The organism is Streptococcus parasanguinis (assembly GCF_964238605.1).
In the GTDB taxonomy this organism is placed as follows: Bacteria; Bacillota; Bacilli; order Lactobacillales; family Streptococcaceae; genus Streptococcus; species Streptococcus parasanguinis_AJ.
In genome coordinates this window covers 1-21,939 of the sequence record NZ_CAXSMM010000011.1, presented here as the reverse complement: position 1 = coordinate 21,939, position 21,939 = coordinate 1, and the positions used below count along the sequence as shown (strand labels likewise).

At 43.0% G+C, this 21,939-nt stretch carries 16 protein-coding genes; 3 read left to right on the top strand and 13 right to left on the bottom strand.

The features are described 5' to 3' along the window. Nucleotides 1-85: 85 nt before the first annotated feature. The 5 genes from ACESR9_RS08295 to manA all read right to left on the bottom strand — a co-directional run bounded on the left by ACESR9_RS08295 (nt 86) and on the right by manA (nt 7,891). Entirely contained in the window at nt 86-1,114 is a 1,029-nt protein-coding gene (locus ACESR9_RS08295) for a 3-deoxy-7-phosphoheptulonate synthase (RefSeq protein WP_021153772.1), read from the bottom strand. Nucleotides 1,115-1,166: 52 nt separating this feature from the next. Next, complete coding sequence (gene secA / locus ACESR9_RS08290; protein ID WP_021153773.1) at nt 1,167-3,686, bottom strand: preprotein translocase subunit SecA; 2,520 nt, start codon at nt 3,684-3,686, stop codon at nt 1,167-1,169. A gap of 174 nt (nt 3,687-3,860) precedes the next feature. Then, nucleotides 3,861-5,705: a potassium transporter KimA gene (gene kimA, locus ACESR9_RS08285; RefSeq protein ID WP_214259973.1), complete on the bottom strand. Its 1,845-nt coding sequence runs from the start codon at nt 5,703-5,705 to the stop codon at nt 3,861-3,863. Between the two features lie 373 nt (nt 5,706-6,078). After that, nucleotides 6,079-6,819 (bottom strand): MerR family transcriptional regulator, encoded by a 741-nt coding sequence (locus tag ACESR9_RS08280; protein ID WP_342983261.1) that lies wholly within the window; start codon nt 6,817-6,819, stop codon nt 6,079-6,081. A 127-nt stretch (nt 6,820-6,946) separates the two neighbouring features. Further along, nucleotides 6,947-7,891, bottom strand: coding sequence for a mannose-6-phosphate isomerase, class I (gene manA / locus ACESR9_RS08275; protein ID WP_134974217.1), 945 nt, complete (start codon nt 7,889-7,891; stop codon nt 6,947-6,949). Nucleotides 7,892-8,006: 115 nt separating this feature from the next. On the opposite strand from manA, the gene queG reads away from it, so the two are divergent. Continuing rightward, nucleotides 8,007-9,146, top strand: coding sequence for a tRNA epoxyqueuosine(34) reductase QueG (gene queG, locus ACESR9_RS08270; RefSeq protein WP_227038615.1), 1,140 nt, complete (start codon nt 8,007-8,009; stop codon nt 9,144-9,146). A 299-nt stretch (nt 9,147-9,445) separates the two neighbouring features. Here the strand turns inward: queG and ACESR9_RS08265 are convergent, their stop codons facing one another. The 8 genes from ACESR9_RS08265 to ACESR9_RS08230 all read right to left on the bottom strand — a co-directional run bounded on the left by ACESR9_RS08265 (nt 9,446) and on the right by ACESR9_RS08230 (nt 19,077). Next, nucleotides 9,446-10,072: a GNAT family N-acetyltransferase gene (locus tag ACESR9_RS08265; protein WP_070449907.1), complete on the bottom strand. Its 627-nt coding sequence runs from the start codon at nt 10,070-10,072 to the stop codon at nt 9,446-9,448. An 83-nt stretch (nt 10,073-10,155) separates the two neighbouring features. Continuing rightward, nucleotides 10,156-10,671, bottom strand: a complete 516-nt coding sequence (locus ACESR9_RS08260; protein ID WP_373106273.1) for a phosphatase PAP2 family protein — start codon at nt 10,669-10,671, stop codon at nt 10,156-10,158. Nucleotides 10,672-11,280: 609 nt separating this feature from the next. After that, on the bottom strand, nt 11,281-13,041 hold the full coding sequence (locus ACESR9_RS08255) for an ABC transporter transmembrane domain-containing protein (RefSeq protein ID WP_156671822.1): 1,761 nt from the start codon (nt 13,039-13,041) through the stop codon (nt 11,281-11,283). Continuing rightward, nucleotides 13,034-14,836 (bottom strand): ABC transporter ATP-binding protein, encoded by a 1,803-nt coding sequence (locus tag ACESR9_RS08250; protein WP_373106272.1) that lies wholly within the window; start codon nt 14,834-14,836, stop codon nt 13,034-13,036. Before ACESR9_RS08250 ends, ACESR9_RS08255 begins: the two co-directional genes overlap by 8 nt. Continuing rightward, nucleotides 14,833-15,279: a MarR family winged helix-turn-helix transcriptional regulator gene (locus ACESR9_RS08245; protein WP_373106271.1), complete on the bottom strand. Its 447-nt coding sequence runs from the start codon at nt 15,277-15,279 to the stop codon at nt 14,833-14,835. The genes ACESR9_RS08250 and ACESR9_RS08245 overlap by 4 nt, the downstream gene beginning before the upstream one ends. A 136-nt stretch (nt 15,280-15,415) precedes the next feature. Next, the gene (locus ACESR9_RS08240; RefSeq protein ID WP_373106270.1) at nt 15,416-15,826 is read right to left on the bottom strand and encodes a peptide deformylase; all 411 of its coding nucleotides are present in this window, start codon (nt 15,824-15,826) and stop codon (nt 15,416-15,418) included. 247 nt (nt 15,827-16,073) lie between these two features. Beyond that, nucleotides 16,074-16,973, bottom strand: a complete 900-nt coding sequence (gene scrK / locus ACESR9_RS08235) for a fructokinase ScrK (RefSeq protein WP_049471832.1) — start codon at nt 16,971-16,973, stop codon at nt 16,074-16,076. A 160-nt stretch (nt 16,974-17,133) separates the two neighbouring features. Further along, nucleotides 17,134-19,077, bottom strand: coding sequence for a sucrose-specific PTS transporter subunit IIBC (locus ACESR9_RS08230; RefSeq protein ID WP_373106269.1), 1,944 nt, complete (start codon nt 19,075-19,077; stop codon nt 17,134-17,136). Nucleotides 19,078-19,452: 375 nt separating this feature from the next. On the opposite strand from ACESR9_RS08230, the gene ACESR9_RS08225 reads away from it, so the two are divergent. Both ACESR9_RS08225 and ACESR9_RS08220 read left to right on the top strand, forming a co-directional pair. Then, nucleotides 19,453-20,907: a sucrose-6-phosphate hydrolase gene (locus ACESR9_RS08225; RefSeq protein ID WP_373106268.1), complete on the top strand. Its 1,455-nt coding sequence runs from the start codon at nt 19,453-19,455 to the stop codon at nt 20,905-20,907. Beyond that, nucleotides 20,888-21,853 (top strand): LacI family DNA-binding transcriptional regulator, encoded by a 966-nt coding sequence (locus tag ACESR9_RS08220; RefSeq protein WP_049471835.1) that lies wholly within the window; start codon nt 20,888-20,890, stop codon nt 21,851-21,853. Before ACESR9_RS08225 ends, ACESR9_RS08220 begins: the two co-directional genes overlap by 20 nt. Nucleotides 21,854-21,939 lie beyond the last annotated feature (86 nt).

Genomic DNA, 21,939 nt, shown 5'->3' with positions numbered 1-21,939 from the left:
TTGTTTTATCCTTATTTATCGTTTCAGTATCGTTTTACTGACAAAAGAGAAGAGGCTAAAGAATCACTCCTTCCGCCCCTGCCTTTTACTTATTCATCGTTGCAATTTCTTTGACCAAGGCCTGTGTTTTTTCCCAACCCAGGCAAGGGTCTGTGATGGATTGACCATAAACCACTGGTTCATTTTGACGGCCATCTTCTAGATAGGATTCAATCATGAAACCACGAACTAAAGTTGCCAAATCCTTGTTCCAAGCACGGTTCATCATGGTTTCTCTCACGATGCGTACTTGCTCTTCGAATTGTTTGCCAGAATTGTCATGGTTGGTATCCACCAGGATGAAGGGATGTTGCAAGCCCATTTCGCTATAGCGTTTTGCTGCCGCTAGCAAATCTTCATAATGGTAGTTTGGAATATTCTTACCACTTGCATCCAAGCCCCCACGAAGGATCGCATGGGCTAAAGGATTTCCTGATGTTTCCACTGCTTGGGCATTGAACAAAAAGTTTTGGGGATGTTGGGCTGCATAAATCGCATTGAACATGACAGAAAGATTTCCAGAGGTTGGATTCTTCATGCCTGTCGGAGCAGAGATCCCACTAGATACAAAGCGGTGCTCCTGGTCTTCAACTGAACGAGCTCCAATGGCATGATAAGAAATTAAATCCTCAACATAAGGAAGACTTGCTGGATAAAGCAACTCATCCGCAGTTGTCAAACCAGTCTCGGTAATCACACGGTAGTGGAGATGTCGGACTGCTTTCAAACCGTCCACAAAGCTTGGTGCTGCATGTGTATCTGGTTGGTGCATCAAGCCTTTATAGCCATCCCCATTGGTCCGAGGTTTAGCCGTATAGACCCGCATCACAATGAAAATCTGATCTTTGACTTGCTCTTGTAAGTCTGCCAAGCGACGGGCATAGTCCATCACAGCTTCTTCATTATCAGAAGAGCAAGGTCCGATCACAAGAAGGATCCGTTGGTCTTCTCCTTTGATAATAGCTTCCAATTCTCGATCACGCGCTTCTTTGCGCTCCAAGGCTGGACCTTCCAAGCGGTAAAGCGAAGTGATCTCTTGCTCATCAATCTTTTTGCTCTTCGTAATGAATACCATACGGCCTCCTTATGCTACCTAGACCCATCCTCTTTCTATTTCAGAGGAGCTCTTAAAATTTACGTCCGTGACAGTTTTTAAATTTCTTACCTGAACCACAAGGACACAAATCGTTGCGTTTCACTTGTGACAAGTCAATATCTGCTGGAATATCTTGTTGTTGCGCTGCAATGTTGCGAGTCGCAGTTGTTGAAATACTGTGTTCCGTACGTGGACGTTCTTGTTCGTGAATTTGGGCTTTCATCATGAGACGAGTCACATCAAATTCAATCGATCCGATCATATCGTTAAACATACGGAAACTTTCTGATTGGTATTCTACCACTGGGTTATTTTGCGCATACCCACGGAGTCCAACCGCATTTCGCAATTGATCCAAAGCATCGATATGGTCTGTCCACTTGCTGTCCACCACACGAAGGATCAAGACCTTTTGGAATTCTTGCACAGACTCTTCGTCACGCAATTTCGCTACTTGGCTAGCATAGATTTCTTCTGCACGTGCATACAAGTAATCGATAACTTCCTTGTCAGATTTTCCTTCAATATCGCTTGCAGAAATCGTATCTTCCGGAACCAAATTGTATTTGGCAAAGTTCAGAATCGCTTCAACGCGTTCTTCCTTGCTTGAGTGGCTGGCCCCTTCAACAATCCGTTTGATGGTCCGTTTGATCATGGCCTTGATTTCAGGTGCCAAGTCACGGTTAGCTGTGATAACATCATAGCGTTCAGCGTAGATAATTTCCCGTTGTTCCCGCATCACGTCATCGTATTGAAGGACTTGTTTACGGGTATCGTAGTTGTTTCCTTCAACCCGTTTTTGTGCACCCTCTACTTGACGTGTGAACATATTTGAACGGATCACCGATTCTTCTTCGCTCAACTTGAAGCGATCAAGCACTGCTTTGATCCGTTCAGAACCGAAACGGCGCATCAATTCATCTTCAAGAGACAAGTAGAATTGAGATTCACCTGGATCCCCTTGACGTCCTGAACGTCCACGAAGCTGGTTATCAATCCGACGGCTTTCGTGACGTTCTGTCCCGATGACACACAGTCCACCGAGTTCGCGAACACCTTCACCAAGCTTGATATCGGTACCACGCCCGGCCATGTTGGTCGCGATGGTAACAGCACCACGTTGACCAGCGTTCATGATGATTTGCGCTTCTTTGTAGTGGTTTTTCGCATTCAAAACTTCGTGAGGGACACCTGCTTGAACCAACAATTGAGAAAGGTAATCACTGGTTTCAACGGCAACGGTACCTACAAGGACTGGTTGCCCTTTTTCATGACGAGACTTGACATCTTCTACAACAGCCTTAAATTTTGATTTCAAGCTTGGGTAGAGAAGGTCTGGATGGTCAATACGGGCAATCGGACGGTTGGTTGGAATTGGAATCACGCGAATGTTATAAATTTCACGGAATTCTTCTTCTTCGGTTTTCCCTGTCCCTGTCATCCCTGACAACTTCTTGTACATACGGAAGAGGTTTTGGTAAGTAATCGATGCAGATGTTTTGGTTTCTTCTTGAACTGGAACACCTTCTTTGGCTTCAATCGCTTGGTGAAGTCCATCAGAATAGCGACGTCCTTCCATGGTCCGACCAGTAAATTGGTCGACGATCAAGATTTCTTGATCTTCGCTGACCACATAGTCGATATCCAAAATCATGATGTAGTTGGCACGAAGGGCGTTGTCGATAAAGTGAGTCAAAGCTACATTTTCAATATCGTACAAGTTTTCAAGATTAAAGTAGCTTTCTGCTTTATCGATTCCTGAATCAGACAAACCGATGGTTTTAGATGGGACATCGATAATGTAATCGTCCTCTGTCAAGGTCTTCACATAAGCATCCGCCATGTGATAGAGCTGGCTCGTATCAGAAGCTGTCTGACCAGAAACGATCAACGGAGTACGCGCTTCGTCAATCAAGATGGAGTCTACCTCATCGACCAAGGCATAGTTCAATGGACGTTGAACCATGTTTTCTGCACGCACAACCATGTTGTCACGCAAGTAGTCAAAACCAATCTCTGAGTTGGTTGAGTAAGTGATATCACAGAGGTAAGCTTCTTTTTTCTCAGCTGGAGATTTTGCTGCAAGGTTGATCCCTACTGAAAGGCCAAGCCATGAGTAAAGTTCTCCCATCTCTGTTGCATCCCGCTCTGTCAAGTATTCATTGACGGTAACAACGTGCACCCCTTTACCAGACAAGGCATTCAAGTACACCGGCATGGTTGCTGTTAGGGTTTTTCCTTCCCCTGTACGCATCTCTGGAACGTCACCATGGTGAAGGACGATTCCCCCCATGACCTGAACCTTGTATGGGAACAAACCAAGAACCCGTTTTGCAGCTTCACGAACAACTGCAAAAGCCTCGTACAAGAGATCATCCAAAGACTCACCATCTTGGTAACGTTGCTTAAACTCAACTGTTTTCGCTTTTAATTCGTCATCCGTCAAAGCTGCCATTTGGTCTTCATAAGAAAAGACCTTATCAGCCATTTTTTCAAGGCGTTTGATTTCGCCTCGATCATTTTCAATAATTGTTTTTAATAAATTTGCCATTTTTTTCCTTACTTTGAATTTTTCAAAATCTAAAATGTTCTTTTTATTCTAGCATTTTTTTAACATTTTTTCAAGATCAAGGCTGTATCTTACAAGACTTTCGAGTGGTTTTTTTCATGTGAGAAAATCCAAAAAGATGCCTGCTCAAGCAGACATCTTTTCTTTAGGCGATCGTTATTCAGACAAATGGTAAGAATAGCTTGCCACAACCACTTCTTCATGCCAACGAAGTGCATACTTCAATTTCAAACTCATTTGGTTGTGGAGAACATTTTGCCAATGTTTTTTAGGAATAAATTGAGGGACTAAGACTGTAACAGTGTTCCCTTTTTCCTTGGCCTCCTCAGCTACTTTTGAGACAAATTCAACCGTTGGTTGGATAATATCTCGGTAACTCGTCATGACATTTTCAAAGCGAATATGAGGGAAATAACGCTTAAATTCTTCTGCTACCTCAGCGTCTTTAACCTTGGTTTCTTCCGTTGAGACGTGCATAGCTATAACATCGTTTCCTAGGCTATTTGCATAACTCATAGCTCCCACACTTACCTGAGTGACATTCCCAACAAGGACAATCACGGTATTGCCCGCATAACTTGTCTTTTCGATCTGACCTCCCAAGCGCAATTGGGCCGCAACTTTATCATAGTGATTACGGATACTCAAGAACATCCAAAGCAAGAGACCAATAATAGGGAAGAAGGGCCAGATATCACGCAAACGGAATAATAAGAGGATCAAGACAATCCCATAACAAATGGCTGCCCCCAGGATATTGGCAAGCGAATACTTAAGAAATCCTTTTTGATATTGGCGTTTCCAGTGGATCACCATCCCTGTTTGAGAAAGGGCAAAAGGAATGAAGACCCCAATGGTATAAAGCGGAATCAAGCTTTCTGTTTGCCCATCAAAGATCAAGAGCAAGACGATGGCACCAATCGCCAAGGTCAAAATCCCATTAGAATAGCCCAGACGATCCCCTTTTTCCATATACATGTGCGGCATGTATTTATTTTTAGCCATGTTAAAGGCCAACATTGGAAAGGCGGAGAAGCCTGTATTAGCCGCAACTGCCAAGATCAAGGCTGTTGATAATTGAAAGACGTAAAAGAAGGCTTGTCCGACTGGGGAATTTCCTAAGATAGCTTGGGCCATTTGGGCTAGAGTTGTTATCCCTTTAGCTGGAACGACACCCACCCAGTAATTGAGGAAGGTAATCCCTGCAAACATGATCCCCAAAATTAAAGCCATAATGGTCAAGGTAGAAGCTGCATTCTTTGCTTTTGGTTTCTTGAAGAAAGGAACCGAATTGGAGATGGCTTCAACCCCTGTTAGGGAAGCGGATCCACTCGTAAAGGCCCGCAATAAGAGAATGATACTAACCCCTGAAATGGTTTGACCCACATGAGCAGTTGCGTTATAGGCCAAGTGACCCGTCAAGATTTGGATCACACCATAGCCGATCAAGGAAATGGTACTGACAATGAAAAGATAGACCGGAATCATCAACGATGTCGCCGATTCGCGCAATCCCCTCAGGTTCATCAGCATCAAGATCAAGACCAATAAAATGGAAATGTGAAGATTATAAGGATGAAGAGATGGAATTGCTGACGTGATAGCATCTGCACCGGAAGACACAGATACTGCTACTGTCAGCATGTAGTCGACCAAGAGACTACCACCAGCGATCAAACCCGCTTTGGGAGACAAGTTCTCCGTAGTCACCATGTAGGCCCCTCCCCCTTGAGGGTAGGCATGAATGACCTGACGATAAGAAATCGTTAAACTGGCTAGGAGAACCAGGACCACAATCCCAATCGGAATGGACCACCAAATGGCTCCTGCTGATACGGTCATCAAGACCAGAATAACTTGCTCTGGACCGTAGGCGATAGAAGAAAGCGCGTCACTAGAGAGCATGGCCAAGGCCTGCATTTTTCCAAGCAACCCTCCTTCACCTTCTGCACCAGATTTCAACGGACGGCCAATAAACCATTTTTTCAATGTTGAAAACATACAAAACTCCTTGAAAAAAGATCATGAGGCCGGGGATTCCCTGCCTCTTTTCATAAAACAGGGGTTATTCTACTCCTTTTTTTCAAGACTGTCAACCGAAATAGTGAAATTTCATAAAGTTTTCATTGTGTTCATCCATTCAAGCTCTCTTAGATCGGTCAGCTTCTTTTCAAATTGATCCAAGCAAAAAACGAGGCTAGGACAAAAATCCTAGCCTCTCAATTATTTTTGGATTGTCGAGCAAGACGCAGTGGTTGAGTGGGCTCTACTGCGCTGATTTCATCAGCTTTTACAGCCCTACTCAACTGTGCGGAGGTGGGACGACGAAATCGAATTCTAACGAATTACCGATTTCTGTCCCACTCTCTCTTTTTTATTTGGGTTGATGTGCCACATAGTGGGCAATGACATCCGAAGTGTACTGGGCTGTGCCAGCTCCAAACTTGTCGATGTTTTCCTTGAATTCTGGATTATAGACATAGCCTTTGCCGATATGGCCAAAAACCTCTATAGAGCAGTCAAATCCATACGTTCGAATCGCGTCTAAAAGTTTGGCGGCTTCTTCTTGGTTTTCCGATGCTGTTACTGGCAAACCAGCTTGGAGGTTTTTCGCTAAGACTTGGAAGACTTGATTAAAGGCTCTTGTCGCCTCCTCTTCTCGACCTTTTTGGCGTTCAAGCGCTTGATCCATGACTTCTTGACCGTACTTCTCTACCGCCTCTTGCTGGTATTTTTGAGTATCTTGGTAGCTAAATCCAGTAAATTTTTCCTCAATGGTCATTTTTCTTTCTCCTTTTTGTTCTTGAATGGTTTTTTGCAAGGTAGAAATCAAGGTATCCAGACGTTGTCTTTCTTGAGTCAAATAGTCCAACTGTTTGGTCAAATGGGGCAATAAGTTAGATTTTTCTTCAGCTAAGAGTTCTGCTATTTGGTCTAAGGAAAATCCTAGATACTTGTAGTAGAGAATCACCTGTAATCGTTCTAAATCTTCTTGACTGTATGTCCGATAGCCATTTTCAGATTTCACAGGAACGAGAAGTCCTATCTTGTCATAGTGGTGCAAGGTCTTGACAGAGACACCTGACAGCTCTGCAGCTTCTTTGATATGGTACATGATTTCCTCCTTACAAGAATAGTATAATCCCTCACCTTAGGTCAGAGTCAAGGCTTAACATAAAAAAAGTTTTCAGATAAAAAAAGGCTTGAGTTGTTTCACAGCTTTTAACTCAAATCCTTTCTTTTTATGGATGACTTACGATCAATTCTAAACCTTGACCTTCCAAAGTCCAAGATTCAACATCGCTCGGTAAGATAAAGTGGCTTCCTTTTTGAATAGGATAATCCTTTCCATCTACCGTCAATTTTCCTTCTCCGGCTAAGACGCTCAACAAGCTGTAATCAGCGGTCTTTTCAAAATCAGCTTTTCCAGTCAGTTCCCACTTATAAACGGTGAAGAAATCACTGGCAACCAAGGTGGTCATTCGAAGATCATCGATCACAACTGTATCTGGATGGCTATTTGCTGGCTCACCGATGTTCAAGACATCAATTGATTTTTCAAGATGAAGCTCCCGCAAGTTTCCTTGAGCATCCTTGCGGTCAAAATCATAAACCCGGTAGGTGGTATCACTCGACTGTTGGGTTTCAAGGATCAAGATTCCAGATCCAATCGCGTGCATGGTCCCGCTTGGCACATAGAAGAAATCTCCAGCCTTGACAGGAACCTTTGTCAGTAAGGCATCCCAGTTCTTGTCCTCAATTTGCTGACGGAGTTCTTCTTTTGACTTGGCATTGTGTCCATAGATAATCTCGGACCCTTCATCGGCCGCAATCACATACCAGCACTCAGTTTTTCCAAGTTCTCCTTCATGCTCCATTGCATAGGTATCATCCGGATGCACCTGTACACTGAGCCAATCGTTGGCATCCAAAATCTTTGTTAATAAAGGAAAGACAGGCTCTTTACGATTACCGAATAATTCCCGGTGTTCTTGATAAAGCTGATCCAATCCCATTCCTTCGTATGGACCATTGGCTACTTTAGAAACTCCATGTTGATGGGCTGAAATCGCCCAAAATTCACCGACATGGTCGCTCGGAATTTCGTAACCAAATTCTTCTTTCAGACGAGTTCCTCCCCAAATTTTTTCCTGCATGACTGAATGTAAAAATAATGGTTGTCCCATAATATCCTCCTCGCATTTCATGTTTCTATTATACAAAAAAAAGAAAGTTTTTGAAAGCCCTTTCCATCTTTTTCCTCTCTCGCCAGAAACTTTATTTTTGTGTATAATGAAAGGGATGACACTAAAAGAAAACATTATTCAACTGGCGCATTCTATTGGGATTTCAAAAATTGGATTTACAACTGCTGATGACTTCGCTTATTTGGAAAAATCGCTCCGCTTGGCCGTTGAGGAAGGACGGAATTCTGGATTCGAGCATAAAAATATTGAAGAGCGCATCCAACCCAAATTAAGTCTCTCCTCCGCCAAGACCATCATCTCAATCGCTGTCGCCTACCCCCACAAACTCAAGCAACAACCTCAAAAAACAGCCTATAAAAGAGGAAAATTCACTCCCAACAGCTGGGGGTTAGACTACCATTATGTCCTTCAAGACAAGCTCAACCGCTTAGCTGCTGGGATTGAAGAAATGACGCAGGATTTTGAATACAAGGGCATGGTCGATACTGGAGCACTGGTAGATACGGCCGTCGCCCAACGAGCAGGGATTGGCTTTATCGGAAAAAATGGCTTGGTCATTTCAAAAGAATACGGTTCTTACATGTTTCTGGGGGAATTGATTACCAACCTCGAAATCGAACCAGATCAACCAGTCGACTATGGTTGTGGAGACTGTCGGCGTTGTTTAGATGCTTGCCCAACCTCCTGTTTAATCGGGGATGGCTCTATGAATGCCAAACGCTGTTTGTCCTTCCAAACTCAGGACAAGGGCATGATGGACCTAGAATTTCGCAAGAAAATTAAAACGGTCATCTATGGATGTGATATTTGTCAGATTAGCTGCCCTTATAACAAAGGGCTAGATAATCCCTTAGCAACAGAAATCGATCCAGATCTGGCTCATCCAGAGTTGATTCCTTTTATCGAGCTGTCCAACGGACAATTTAAGGAGAAATTCGGGAACGTTGCTGGAAGCTGGCGAGGTAAGAATATCCTCCAACGCAATGCTATTATCGCACTAGCCAATGCCAATGACCGCTCGGCCATCCCTAAACTCCTGAACATCATCGAAACTTCACAAAATCAGATCCATATTGCAACGGCTATCTGGTCTTTAGGGCAACTGCTCCGTGAAGTTACGCCGGACCTTGTTGAGCTCTTACGGAATATCAAACATCCGACCGATGCTATCATAGAAGAACGAACTGCTTTCTTTGAAAAATTCGGTGTTCAAGCAGATTCACAGCTACAATGAAAAAAACACTAAGGTTGTATCCTTAGTGTGAGGGTGTATACAAATTGCTATTTTATACAAATCTATTAACTTCTATAAAAATAAAAAAATTTATTCATTAGAATTATTCAATCATCAACTGAAACTTTCCGACGTGAGAAAAGCTCTTGAAACTTAATAGTTTCAAGAGCTCGGGAGTTTTGAGAACTTAGGCTCAAAACTAAGTCATGGAACTTCTTCGAAGTTCGCTGACGTCCGTACTCACCTAAGGAAAGTTTCTAAAATGACTTTGTCATCAATCTGACACTAAGGTTGTAACCTTAGTGTTTTTTTAGTTCCTTCAAGAAATACCAACTACCCATCTCTACTTGGTTAAAGCTAATCTCACTTGAATAGACTTCCTTGTAGCCATTTTTGGTATAAAAATAGACATTTCCTTTGGTATTGGTATAAAAGGCTAGTTTTTCCCCTTTGATCCCTTCCAAGAAAGGCTCAATTCCTTCTGTCATAAAGCGACTGCCATAGCCCTGCCGTTGGTGTTTAGGGGCGACTGCGAGAAGCATCAAATACCAATCAAAGTCTACATTTTGCTCCAATTCCTTATCCGTGTCCTCCATAAATTTAAAATAGGACAACATATTCTTCAAGGAAATAAACTTGAGCAAACCGAATCCCCCATTTAAGAGATAGGCTCGAAAAGGAATCGGTCCCTTTTGTAACAAAGCAACTGCATAAATTTCATCGTTCTTTTCTGCCACAAGGCAAATATGGTGCTTGAGAAAAACCTTTACCAAGATGCGCATCATGGCCTCAACAAAGGCAGGATACTGCTTGGGATCACGCACCAAATCTTTGATGACTTTTAAAAATAGATACTCCTCAAAAGCTGTACTGGCTACTCGAACCACCTGACCCAGATCTGCTTTTTTTGCTTTTCTGTACTTCATTTTCTCTCCTATTCTAAATCTACTTTCCAGTATACACTATCCTTCACTCTTACACAAAGGTCAATTTTTAGGAATTTGTTCATTCAAACCAGCAAAAAGAGTCCTCCCCAGACGAGTCCCAATCCCCAAGCGACGAGAACGTCCTTGGGATAATGAACCCCTCCAAGAACTCGGACAAGGGCTAATAGAAGAGATAGGAGCATGGAGCACATTCCAAGCGGAAGCGACAACTGGCAGACACACATGGAGATAATGGTGGCCGAAAAAACATGTCGGCTAGGAAAGGAATGTCCGGATGAATTCTTTTCTAATAAGGGTTGAATCTCCCATTTCTCATAAGGTCTCGGAACATTGACCCAATGACGAAAGAGGCTAAACAAGACAAAACCCGAAGCAGGGATCCAGATAAAAGGCCAGATTTCTCCCATTGAAGTTTTCTTAAAAAACAGCCAACAAAAGACCAGGCCGTAGATGCCTGGCATGGCGAACGTCAAGATTCGATTCGTCCTTTGAAGGACCCGCACACGATGTGGTTTTCTCGCAAAAGGCAGGGTTAGCCAACGATAAAATTTCGGATAATCTTGAAGATTGGGCTTCATGTTGGCACTCCTGTCTTTCATCTTATTTTATACTACTAGTATACGCGATCCTAAGAAAACCTGTCAAGCCAGGCTTCTTTTTTATCCTTTCTTTCTTCTTTTTCACATGATTTAGCACTAAAATCTGATGATTTATCATTTTTCTGTCTCCAAGAAACGTCTTTTCCATTACTATTATCGATAAAAAAATGAGGCTGGGACAAAAGTCCTAGCCTCTTAATTGTTTTTGGATTGTCGAGCAAGACGCAGTGGTTGAGTGGGCTCTACTACGCTGATTTCATCAGCTTTTACAGCCCTACTCAACTGTGCGGAGGTGGGACGACGAAATCGAATTCTAACGAATTACCGATTTCTGTCCCACTCTCATTTTTTCACTTTGTATGTTACGCCCTTTGTATCTTGTTGGAATTGCGACAGGACGAAGGTGGATCGATATTATCCACCTGAGGAGTTAGTGAGTCGTGTCGGCAAGGCACCATTGTGCTTTCCATTACACGAATTGAACACGCCCTAAATGCTGTGTGAAAAAGATAAATTCTCTTGTGAGCATGGCTCACTGCAAGAATTTCCTATTTTCACTTTGCATTTTACGGGCTTTGTATCTTGTTGTTACGCTACTTCTTCTGTGAATTGGCTATTGTAGAGATCAGCATAGAAGCCATTTTGGCTCATGAGTTCTTGGTGGTTACCCTGCTCGATAATATTTCCATCTTTCATCACAAGAATCAGATCCGCATTGCGGATAGTGGACAAGCGATGGGCAATAACAAAGGAGGTTCGGCCTTCCATGAGTTTGTCCATGGCTTTTTGAATCAACTCTTCTGTACGGGTATCGACAGATGAGGTTGCTTCATCCAAGATAAGAAGCGGGGCGTCCTTCAAGAGGGCACGCGCAATGGTCAAGAGTTGCTTTTGACCAACGGACAAGGTCACTGAATCATCTAATACAGTATCATAGCCATTCGGCAAGGTCCGAATAAAGTGATGGACCCCAACCGCTCGGGTTGCCGCTTCGACTGCTTCATCTGAAATATCGGTTTGATTGAAGACAAGATTTTCCCGAATGGTCCCTTCAAAGAGCCAGGTATCTTGTAAGACCATCGAAAAGGCATCATGAACTTCTTCGCGGCTTATGGACTTAGTATCCACACCATCGATGGCAATTTTACCAGCTTGAATGTCATAAAAGCGCATCAAGAGATTGACCATAGTGGTCTTACCAGCACCTGTCGGACCAACAATAGCCACTTTTTGCCCCGGTTTGGCTTCAGCAGTAAAGTCATGGATAATAGTCTTATCTGGTGAATAACCAAAGCGCACATGCTCAAAGGTGACATGACCTTTTGGCGCTTCCAATTGGCGTGTTTTTTGGGATTCATCTTCCATTTCTTCTTCGTCTAAGAATTCAAAGACACGCCCCATAGCAGCACTGGCTGATTGCAATTGGGTAATTCCTTGCGCCATTTGACCAATTGGTTGGGTAAAGATGCGGACATAGGTCATAAAGGCCACAATGGTCCCGATGGTAATATCCCCATTAATGGTGAGGACAGCCCCAACGATACAGACCATGACATATCCGAAATTCCCTACAAACTGCATCAAGGGCATCATGATACCAGAGAAGAATTGGGATTTCCACATGCTATGGTACAAATCTTGGTTGATAGCATCAAAATGATCTTTGGCCTGATGACGGCCATTATAGGAAATGACCACATTGTGTCCACTATAGATTTCTTCAACATAGCCTGAAACTTTGGCAAGATTATCTTGCTGCTGTTTAAACAAAGGCTGACTCTTGACCATAATGATGCTAGAAAGAGCAAAGCCTGCAAAGACGGAAAGGATAGCAGTCAAAGCTAGATGCCAGTCCGTCTTAAACATCATAAAGATGGAGCCAATCAATAAGACAATAGAAGAGACCATTTGAACCAAACTTTGGTTAAAGGATTGGGTCATGAGATCCACGTCATTGGTCACACGAGACAAGGTATCTCCTTGTTCATGGCTATCAAAATATTGGAGGGGTACACGATTGATCTTTTCAGCGATAGCATTGCGCAAGCGTTCCGCGAAGCGCTGAATCATGGTTGAGATAATGAAACTACTGCTGTAGGACACCAGTGCTCCAACTCCATAAAGAATGGCTAAGGTCAGGGCAATTGAAGTGATCTTGTCAATATCAATGGCGCCTCCCATCCCTTTTGTGATAGTATCCGTGATTTCTTTTAACTTATCCGGTCCAATAACCGTGATAATACTCGATACGACCGAAAAGAGGATAGCAATTCCAAAAAATAGGTGGAAGCTCTTCAAATAAGGAGAAAGTTGTCTCCAAAGGGACGATTCTTGTTTTGTTTTATGCATGTTCCAACTCCTCCTTAGACAATTGTGAATAGGCAATTTCTTGGTAGACTTCATTGGTCGCAAGCAATTCCTTGTGGGTACCTTGACCGACGACCTTCCCTTGATCCAGGACCAAAATCAAATCCGCATCCATAATGGTCGAAATCCGTTGGGCAACGATCAATTTGGTCGTATCTGCCAACTCTTCTTTTAGGGCTTGTCGCAAGATACGATCCGTTTTATAATCCAGGGCTGAGAAGGAATCATCAAAGATGAGGATCTCGGGCTTGCGTGCAAGGGCACGCGCAATGGCCAAACGTTGACGTTGTCCTCCAGAGAAGTTGCTTCCTCCTTGCGCTACTTCTGTATCCAAGTCCTTCTCTTTTGTGGCAACAAACTCTTTGGCTTGGGCCAATTCAAGAGCTTTCCAAATAGCTTCATCCTCTAATTTTCCTTGACTACTTTCTCCAAATTCCATATTGGAGCGAATAGTGCCACTGAAGAGCACTGCTTTTTGGGGAATGTAGCCGACTTTATTGTTCAATTCTTGGTGGCTATAGCCCTTGACATTGACGCCATCCACTAAGATCTTTCCTTCTGTCGCATCGTAAAAACGTGGGATTAAATTGACCAAAGTGGATTTACCAGAACCAGTTGATCCGATGAAGGCAACAGTTTGTCCTTTCTGAGCTGAGAAGGTCACGTGTTCAATCACAGCACGAGAAGTCCGTCCATAGCGAAAGGAAACATCTTGAAATTCTACACTTCCTTTTTCTCCAGACTCAGTATTGGACTCAGATGGAAAATCAACAGACGGCTCTAGAGCCAAGACCTGATTAATCCGTTTTGCGGATACCAAAGCACGAGGAAGAATAATCAAGATGGCCACCATCATCATAAAGCCAATGACAACCTGCATGGCGTAAGAGGAGAAGGTGATCATATCGGAGAAGACCTTGGTCCGATCCGCTAATGCAGGACTGGTGAAGATCTTTGTAGGATCTTTTGGCATGGCGATATCATTGATCAAGTGCGCCCCAATCCAGTAGATAGCAAGGGTCAACCCACTTGATACCACTGTCATGACAGGGTTCATCAAAGACATCAAACGGTAAACAAAGAGATTTAGACGGGTTAAGCCCTTGTTTTCAGCCTGGAATTTCTCATTTTGATAAGCTTCTGCATTGTAGGCGCGAACCACTCGCACCCCAGTCAAACTCTCCCGTGTCGTCGCATTCAAAGCATCGGTCAAACCTTGAACCTTTTGCTGGCGCGGAAAGGCAATAAGAACCAGAACAGATAGCAGAATCAAGACCATCAAGACCGCAATCCCAACAGACGTTGTCCAAGCATCGCTCTTGCCCCAAATCTTGGTCAAAGCCCAAATTGCCATAATGGGACCACGCGTCACGACTTGCATCCCCATCACAATCATGATTTGCAATTGAGTCAAATCGTTGGTCGTCCGAGTCAAGAGAGAGGGAACGGAGAATTTCTTGATCTCGGCATTAGAGTAATCCATCACTTGATGAAAAATCTCTCCTCGAAGCCGCGTCGTAAAGCTGGCAGCGACTCTTGAAGCCAAAAAGCCTACAAAAACTGCCATCAAAAAGCTTCCAAAAGAGAAGAGCAACATCTTGCTTCCCGGATCCATAATATCAGAAACCTTGGTCCCATCCTTGGCTAAGAGGGTCGTGATATCGGATAAGTACTCAGGAGTCTTTAAATCCATCCAAACCGCCAGACAGATAAAGACCGTACTAAGGGCAATCATAGCCCATTCTTTGGCGGTTAACCGCCGAAACATATTGATCATTCCTCGCTCCTTTTTTTCATGTTCTCATAAAATTGCTGCATGACCTTGAAAAAGATGGCCAATTCTTCTTCGGATACACCCGCCATCATCTTCTGGTCCACTTCCTCAAAGAATTGTTTCATGTCATTCAACTTATTTTTCACACTGTCTGTTAGGTAGACATACTTGGCCCGTTTATCGGTCGGACTAGGCTCTAAATAAATAAAGCCATTTTTCTCCATCCGCTTGATCAGGTTACTCGTCACTGATTTTGCGATATGAAGTTCCTGCTCAACATCCCGAATCAAGGTCACTTTTCCCTCCTTTTCACGATGAGATAAGAAGCTCAATACCTGACCTTGGGGTCCTGCGCTAAATTCAAGCCCTCTCTTCTTGGCCTCTCTTTCTACCATGAGGTGAATGAGATGGCCGATTTTTTTAAATTCTTGTAAAGGTTTGTCCATCATTTCCTCCAAATAGTTCTCTTAAGAACTTTAAAGTTACTATGAGAACTATTTTAACGCAAAAAAGATCCCTGTCAAGAAAAAAGTTTCCATAAGAACTAAAAAAATGGAGCCGAATCGACTCCATCCTTCATCTTTAGATAATAATGCCTTCTAGATGATCCATCTCATGCTGACAGATCTGGGCTGGAAAACCTGTCAAATGAATTGTTTTTGCTTTCCAATTCACATCTCGATAGGTCACTGTAATCTCCTCATAACGAGTGGTCGGCCGACTCCCCATCAAGGACAAGCATCCTTCCTCTGTTTGGTAAGGCTTTTTCTTTTCAAGGGGAACCGGATTAAATAGGACCAAATTTTCACTTCCCATTCGGATGATAATCGCCCGTTTTTTCACCCCGATCATATTTGCCGCTAAACCAACACACTCAAGGAGATGAGCATTTAAGGTGTCCTGCAAATCCAAAGCCAAGGTGCGATCCTCAGGTGTCGCTTCTTCTGACTTTTGACCCAAGAATAAGACATCCTTTACAATATTCTTTTTCATTCCTTCCTCACTTCTTGATAGATAGACGAAAGAAGAGAGTGGGACAGAAATCGGTAATTCGTTAGAATTCGATTTCGTCGTCCCACCTCCGCACAGTTGAGTAGAGCTGTAAAAGCTGATGAAATCAGCGTAGTAGAGCCCACTCAACCACTGCGTCTTGCTCGACAATCCAAAAATAATTGAGAGGCTAGGACTTTTGTCCCAGCCTCCTCGCTCTTGTTTCTAAACTCTAAGAGACAATTGCTTCTTATTTTTTAAGCTTCTCGCTCACTTCTTTTGCAAGAACAAAGTTCCCCAAGGTCGCTGAACCATTGCCGGCAACTGCAGGTGTCACAATATAATCTCTCACATCTGGTACAGGGAGGTAACCGTTTAAGAGGGCAGTAAATTTCGTGCGAACACGATCTAACATATGTTGTTGAGCCATGACTCCTCCTCCAAAGACAACGACGTCTGGGCGGAAGGTAACTGTCGCATTCACTGCTGCTTGTGCGATGTAGTAGGCTTGAATATCCCATACATTGCTGTTGAGTTCAATGTTTTCCCCACGAATACCTGTACGAGCTTCCAGACTAGGACCAGCCGCAAAGCCTTCCAAACAGCCATTGTGGAAAGGACAAACACCCTTGAATTCTTTTTCCACATCCATTGGGTGTTGAGCCACATAGTAGTGTCCCATTTCTGGGTGTCCAGCTCCCCCGATAAACTCACCACGTTGGATGACACCAGCTCCGATCCCAGTTCCGATTGTATAGTAAACCAAGTTTTCGATGTGGCCACCCGCGTTATTGCGCGCCACCACTTCTCCATAGGCAGAGCTATTCACATCTGTCGTGAAATAGATAGGTACATTCAAGGCACGACGGAAAGCTCCAACGATATCTACATTGGCCCAATTTGGTTTTGGAGTCGTTGTGATGAAACCATAAGTGTTTGAATTTGGATCGATATCAATTGGTCCAAATGATCCAATCGCAAGCCCAACTAGATCCTCAAATTTTGAGAAAAATTCAATACACTTATCAATCGTCTCAATTGGCTTGGTTGTTGGAAATTGTACTTTTTCCACAACATTATAGTTTTCATCACCAACTGCACAAACAAATTTTGTACCGCCAGCTTCCAAACTTCCATATAATTTTGTCATGTTGGCTCCTTTTTTATTATGAAAAATATCCTGTATTTATTATAGCATATTTTGTAGTCAATCTTTTTCTCTTCTCTAAAGAAAAAACACACCTTTTTTTGAGAAATAAAATTCAAGGACTGGAGATGATAGACCAGTCCTTGAGAACTTATTGTTTCGATTAAGCTTTGACTTCGATGATCGCATCACCCTTCGCAACAGATCCAGTTGCAACAGGTGTGACAGAAGCAAAGTCAGCCGTGTTAGTGACAATCACCATGGTTGTGTCTTCAAGACCAGCTGCGGCAATTTTCGCTGCATCAAATGTACCAAGGACATCACCAGCTTTGACTTTATCGCCTTGAGCTACTTTTTGATCAAATCCTTCACCGTTCATTGATACTGTATCAATCCCAACGTGGATCAAGATTTCAGCACCATTAGCAGTCTTCAAACCGTAAGCGTGACCAGTTGCAAAAGCAATGGTTACTTCAGCATCTGCTGGTGCATAGACAACGCCTTCAGTTGGTTTGATGGCAATTCCTTGTCCCATCGCTCCACTTGAGAAGACAGGATCATTCACATCAGCAAGTGCTACTGTACTACCAACGATAGGAGTTACAATCACTTCATCCGCAAGAGTTGCTTCAACTTCTTCAGAAGCAGCTGCTACTTCTTTGGCTTCTGCTTTTTCAGAAGTTTCTGCTGTTGCTACATTTCCTTCAGCCGCAAACACAGCTGCTGCTTTTGTCTTACCATAGAAGTAAGTCAATGCAAAGGCTACCGCAAAGGCAATCACTTCACACAAGAGGTAGAATGGGATAGATGTTGCATTGATTGAAAGGAATCCAAGGAAACCTGCTGATCCAAGTGAAACAGCAACTACTTGGAGAAGACCCGCAAAGAGGGCACCCACAGCTGAACCGATAAGGGCACAGAAGAATGGGAATTTGTATTTCAAGTTAACCCCGAAGAGGGCTGGTTCTGTAATACCAAGAAGGGCTGACACACCTGCAGAAGATGCAAGACCTTTGGTTTTTTCGCTCTTCGTCAAGAACAAGATGGCAAAAGTTGCCGCACCTTGCGCTACGTTGGCCATTGATGCAACAACGAAGATGAAATCTCCATGTCCCGCACCTTTTTGCCAAGCTGAAAGTAATTGTGTTTCAATGGCTGGGAATGATTGGTGGAGACCTGTCATAACGATCAATGAGTAAGTTCCACCAAAGACTGTCATACCGATAAAGCTTGTTGTGTTATACAACCATACAATAGCGTCTGTGATTCCGTTTGACACCAAAAGCATCACTGGACCAACCACTGTAAAGGTAAGGAAACCAGTAATCATCACAGAAAGCAATGGAGTAAAGGTAAAGTCAACAGCTGATGGCAATTTCTTGTGGAAGAATTTTTCCAAATGTGCCAAGATCCAGATCGCTGCTAAGACAGGAATAACTTGGTAGGCATAGTTTGTTTGTGCTACATTGTAGCCAAAGATATCCCAGAATTTAGTAGCCCCACCAAGATCTGGCGTGGTCATGATCATACCGATCGCAGCACCCAAGAAGATGTTTGCTCCAAAACGTTTGGCTGCAGAAATACCAACCAAAATTGGCAAGAACATAAATGGTGCAGCTGACATCAATTGGATCATAGCTGAAAGACCCTTGATAGCTGGGTACATTTCTTCCAATGATTTAGGTCCAAACAAACCAGCTGAAGTCAAGAAGTTCCGAAGGGCCATCAAGAGACCACCTGCAACCAAGGCAGGGATGATTGGAACGAAGATATCAGACAAGAGTTTAATCAAGGCCATCAATGGGTTGAATTTCTTATCTTTTGCAGCGATTTGTTTCAAATCGTCTGTTGATACTTCTTTCAAACCAGTCGCTTTAATCAGCTCTTCATAAACAAAGTTTACATCTCCAGGTCCGATGATGACTTGGTATTGACCATCTGATTTGAAGGTTCCTTTGACATCTGCATTGTTATCAAGTGCAGCTTGATCAACTTTGCTATCGTCTTTCAATACCAAACGTAGACGTGTCGCACAGTGTGCTGCCGCAACAAGGTTATCTTTACCAACTGCTTCGATAACCTCTTTGGCTACTTTATTGTAATCCATAAAGTAAATCTCCTTATTTTTTGTAATGTAAACGGTTAAATCGTTTCTACGTTTTTAATTGTACCACGTATTGAAAATATGTCAAGCGTTTTGCAGGATTTTTTTGAAACTTTTTTAGACTTTTTGACACGTTTTGACAGAATGAAACTATTTTCATTTCAAGAGAGGCTTATACTACGCTTTTTAGTGCTTTAATTCAGTCTTTTATTTTCATTTTCTTTCATTTTTTCATGGATTTTCAACTTCTCATCTTTTCTTCAAACTACAAAATAGATGTCAATCGTTTGACATTTTTTGCCATTCTTTTCATTTATCGCTTGCATTTTTAATGGGAAATCGGTACTATGGAAGTAAGAAAAAATTCGGAGGAATAAAATGGAATGGACAACTGAACGTCGTTACAGACGTTACGAAGACTGGACAAAAGAGGAAAAGCAAGCCATCCAAGATCATATGGCCAAATCTCCTTGGCACACACACTATCATGTTGAGCCAAAAGCTGGTCTCTTAAATGATCCTAACGGTTTTTCCTACTTTGATGGAAAATGGATCTTGTTTTACCAAAATTTCCCATTTGGTGCAGCCCATGGGTTAAAATCATGGGTACAAACAGAAAGTGAAGACTTGGTTCATTTCAAAGAAACTGGTGTAACGCTTCTTCCAGACACAGATCTGGATAGCCACGGAGCTTATTCCGGATCAGCCATGCAGTTTGGTGACAAACTATTCCTATTCTACACTGGTAATGTTCGGGATGCAGAATGGGTTCGTCATCCATACCAAGTCGGTGCTTTGATGGACAAAGACGGAAAGATTGAAAAAATTGACAAAATCTTGATTGATCAACCGGCTGACTCTACGGATCACTTCCGTGACCCACAGATTTTTAATTTCAAGGGTCAATACTACGCTATCGTTGGTGGTCAAGACCTTGAGAAGAAAGGATTCATCCGTCTCTATAAGGCTGTAGATAACGACTATACCAACTGGGTTGCAGTCGGTGACTTGGATTTTGCAAACGATCGGACAGCTTATATGATGGAATGTCCCAACCTCGTCTTTGTTGGAGACCAACCCGTTCTCCTCTACTGCCCTCAAGGCTTAGATAAATCCGTTCTCGATTATGACAATATCTATCCAAATATGTACAAAATCGCTGCAAGCTTTGACCCAGAAAAGGCCAAAATGGTTGATGTATCTGAATTGCATAATCTCGACTATGGTTTTGAAGCCTATGCGACTCAAGGATTTAATGCACCCGATGGACGTGCCTATGCTGTCAGCTGGCTAGGTCTTCCAGACGTTTCTTATCCAACAGATTCCTATGACTACCAAGGAGCTCTCTCACTGGTCAAAGAATTAACCATCAAAGATGGCAAACTCTACCAATACCCAGTTGAAGCGATCAAGGACTTGCGCGCTGAGAGTGAGGCATTTGCCAACAAGGCACAAACCAAGAACTGCTATGAATTGGAATTGCAGTTTAAAAAAGATAGCCAGAATGAAATCGTCCTCTTTGCAGATGCAGAAGGAAAGGGCTTAGTTCTCACATTTGATCTAGCTAAAGGATTGGTCACAGTGGATCGTAGCCAGGCTGGTGAGCAATATGCCCAAGAATTCGGTACGAGCCGTAGCTGCCCAATCGCTAACCAAACGACAACCGCTAATATTTTCATTGACAATTCGATATTTGAAATCTTTATCAATAAAGGAGAAAAAGTATTTTCTGGTCGGGTCTACCCACATGCGGATCAAAATGGAATCTTGATCAAGTCTGGAACCCCTACTGGAACTTACTACGAACTTGATTATGGTCGCAAAGCTAACTGATGTCGCCAAACTCGCCGGTGTCAGCCCTACTACTGTCTCACGGGTTATCAATAAAAAAGGATACCTATCTGAAAAAACGATCCAAAAAGTCCAAGAAGCCATGCGAGAATTGGGCTATAAACCTAACAATGTTGCTCGTAGCCTCCAAGGAAAATCAGCCAAGTTAGTCGGCTTGATCTTTCCCAACATCAGCAATGTTTTCTACGCTGAATTAATCGACAAACTAGAGCACCAACTCTTCAAACACGGCTATAAAACCATCATCTGCAATAGTGAACATGACTCTGAAAAAGAGCGCGAATATATTGAGATGTTGGAGGCCAACCAGGTAGACGGCATCATTTCAGGAAGCCATAATTTGGGCATTGAAGATTACAACCGGGTAACTGCTCCTATCATTGCTTTTGACCGCAACCTCTCACCAGAAATTCCGGTTGTTTCTTCAGACAACTACGCTGGTGGAGTGCTAGCAGCAGAAACTTTAGTAAAAACCGGAGCCCGAAATATTATCATGATCACAGGTAATGACAACTCCAACTCCCCAACCGGCTTGCGTCATGCGGGATTTGCATCGGTTCTACCTGAATCTATGATCATCAATGTTTCCAGTGATTTCTCCCCTATTCGCAAAGAAATGGAAATCAAACAGATTTTAACCCACCACAAACCAGATGCTATTTTTGCCTCCGATGATTTGACGGCGATCTTGATCATGAAAGTCGCTAGAGAATTAGATATTCAGATTCCTCAGGATTTGAAAGTGATTGGTTATGATGGAACCCAGTTCATCGAGACCTATACCCCTGAACTGACAACCATCCAACAACCACTCGAAGACATTGCTATCCTCATGGTGGATCTTTTACTCCAAAAGATCGAAGGAAAAAAAGTAGCAACTACCGGTTATTTCTTGCCCGTTAGTCTCCACTCTGGAAAAAGTGTCTAAAACAACGATGCTGGGACAAAAGTCCTAGCCTCTCAATTATTTTTGGATTGTCGAGCAAGACGCAGTGGTTGAGTGGGCTCTACTAC

What these genes read in the sequence shown, in the direction of transcription:
- ACESR9_RS08280 (WP_342983261.1), bottom strand. Translation starts at nt 6,819, where the DNA reads ATGTACCATATCAAAGAAGCTGCAGAGCTGTCAGGTGTCTCTGTCAAG.
- manA (WP_134974217.1), bottom strand. Translation starts at nt 7,891, where the DNA reads ATGGGACAACCATTATTTTTACATTCAGTCATGCAGGAAAAAATTTGG.
- ACESR9_RS08250 (WP_373106272.1), bottom strand. Translation starts at nt 14,836, where the DNA reads ATGATCAATATGTTTCGGCGGTTAACCGCCAAAGAATGGGCTATGATT.
- ACESR9_RS08225 (WP_373106268.1), top strand. Translation starts at nt 19,453, where the DNA reads ATGGAATGGACAACTGAACGTCGTTACAGACGTTACGAAGACTGGACA.
- ACESR9_RS08245 (WP_373106271.1), bottom strand. Translation starts at nt 15,279, where the DNA reads ATGGACAAACCTTTACAAGAATTTAAAAAAATCGGCCATCTCATTCAC.
- kimA (WP_214259973.1), bottom strand. Translation starts at nt 5,705, where the DNA reads ATGTTTTCAACATTGAAAAAATGGTTTATTGGCCGTCCGTTGAAATCT.
- secA (WP_021153773.1), bottom strand. Translation starts at nt 3,686, where the DNA reads ATGGCAAATTTATTAAAAACAATTATTGAAAATGATCGAGGCGAAATC.
- ACESR9_RS08230 (WP_373106269.1), bottom strand. Translation starts at nt 19,077, where the DNA reads ATGGATTACAATAAAGTAGCCAAAGAGGTTATCGAAGCAGTTGGTAAA.
- ACESR9_RS08220 (WP_049471835.1), top strand. Translation starts at nt 20,888, where the DNA reads ATGGTCGCAAAGCTAACTGATGTCGCCAAACTCGCCGGTGTCAGCCCT.
- scrK (WP_049471832.1), bottom strand. Translation starts at nt 16,973, where the DNA reads ATGACAAAATTATATGGAAGTTTGGAAGCTGGCGGTACAAAATTTGTT.
- ACESR9_RS08240 (WP_373106270.1), bottom strand. Translation starts at nt 15,826, where the DNA reads ATGAAAAAGAATATTGTAAAGGATGTCTTATTCTTGGGTCAAAAGTCA.
- ACESR9_RS08255 (WP_156671822.1), bottom strand. Translation starts at nt 13,041, where the DNA reads ATGCATAAAACAAAACAAGAATCGTCCCTTTGGAGACAACTTTCTCCT.
- ACESR9_RS08295 (WP_021153772.1), bottom strand. Translation starts at nt 1,114, where the DNA reads ATGGTATTCATTACGAAGAGCAAAAAGATTGATGAGCAAGAGATCACT.
- ACESR9_RS08265 (WP_070449907.1), bottom strand. Translation starts at nt 10,072, where the DNA reads ATGAAGTACAGAAAAGCAAAAAAAGCAGATCTGGGTCAGGTGGTTCGA.
- queG (WP_227038615.1), top strand. Translation starts at nt 8,007, where the DNA reads ATGACACTAAAAGAAAACATTATTCAACTGGCGCATTCTATTGGGATT.
- ACESR9_RS08260 (WP_373106273.1), bottom strand. Translation starts at nt 10,671, where the DNA reads ATGAAGCCCAATCTTCAAGATTATCCGAAATTTTATCGTTGGCTAACC.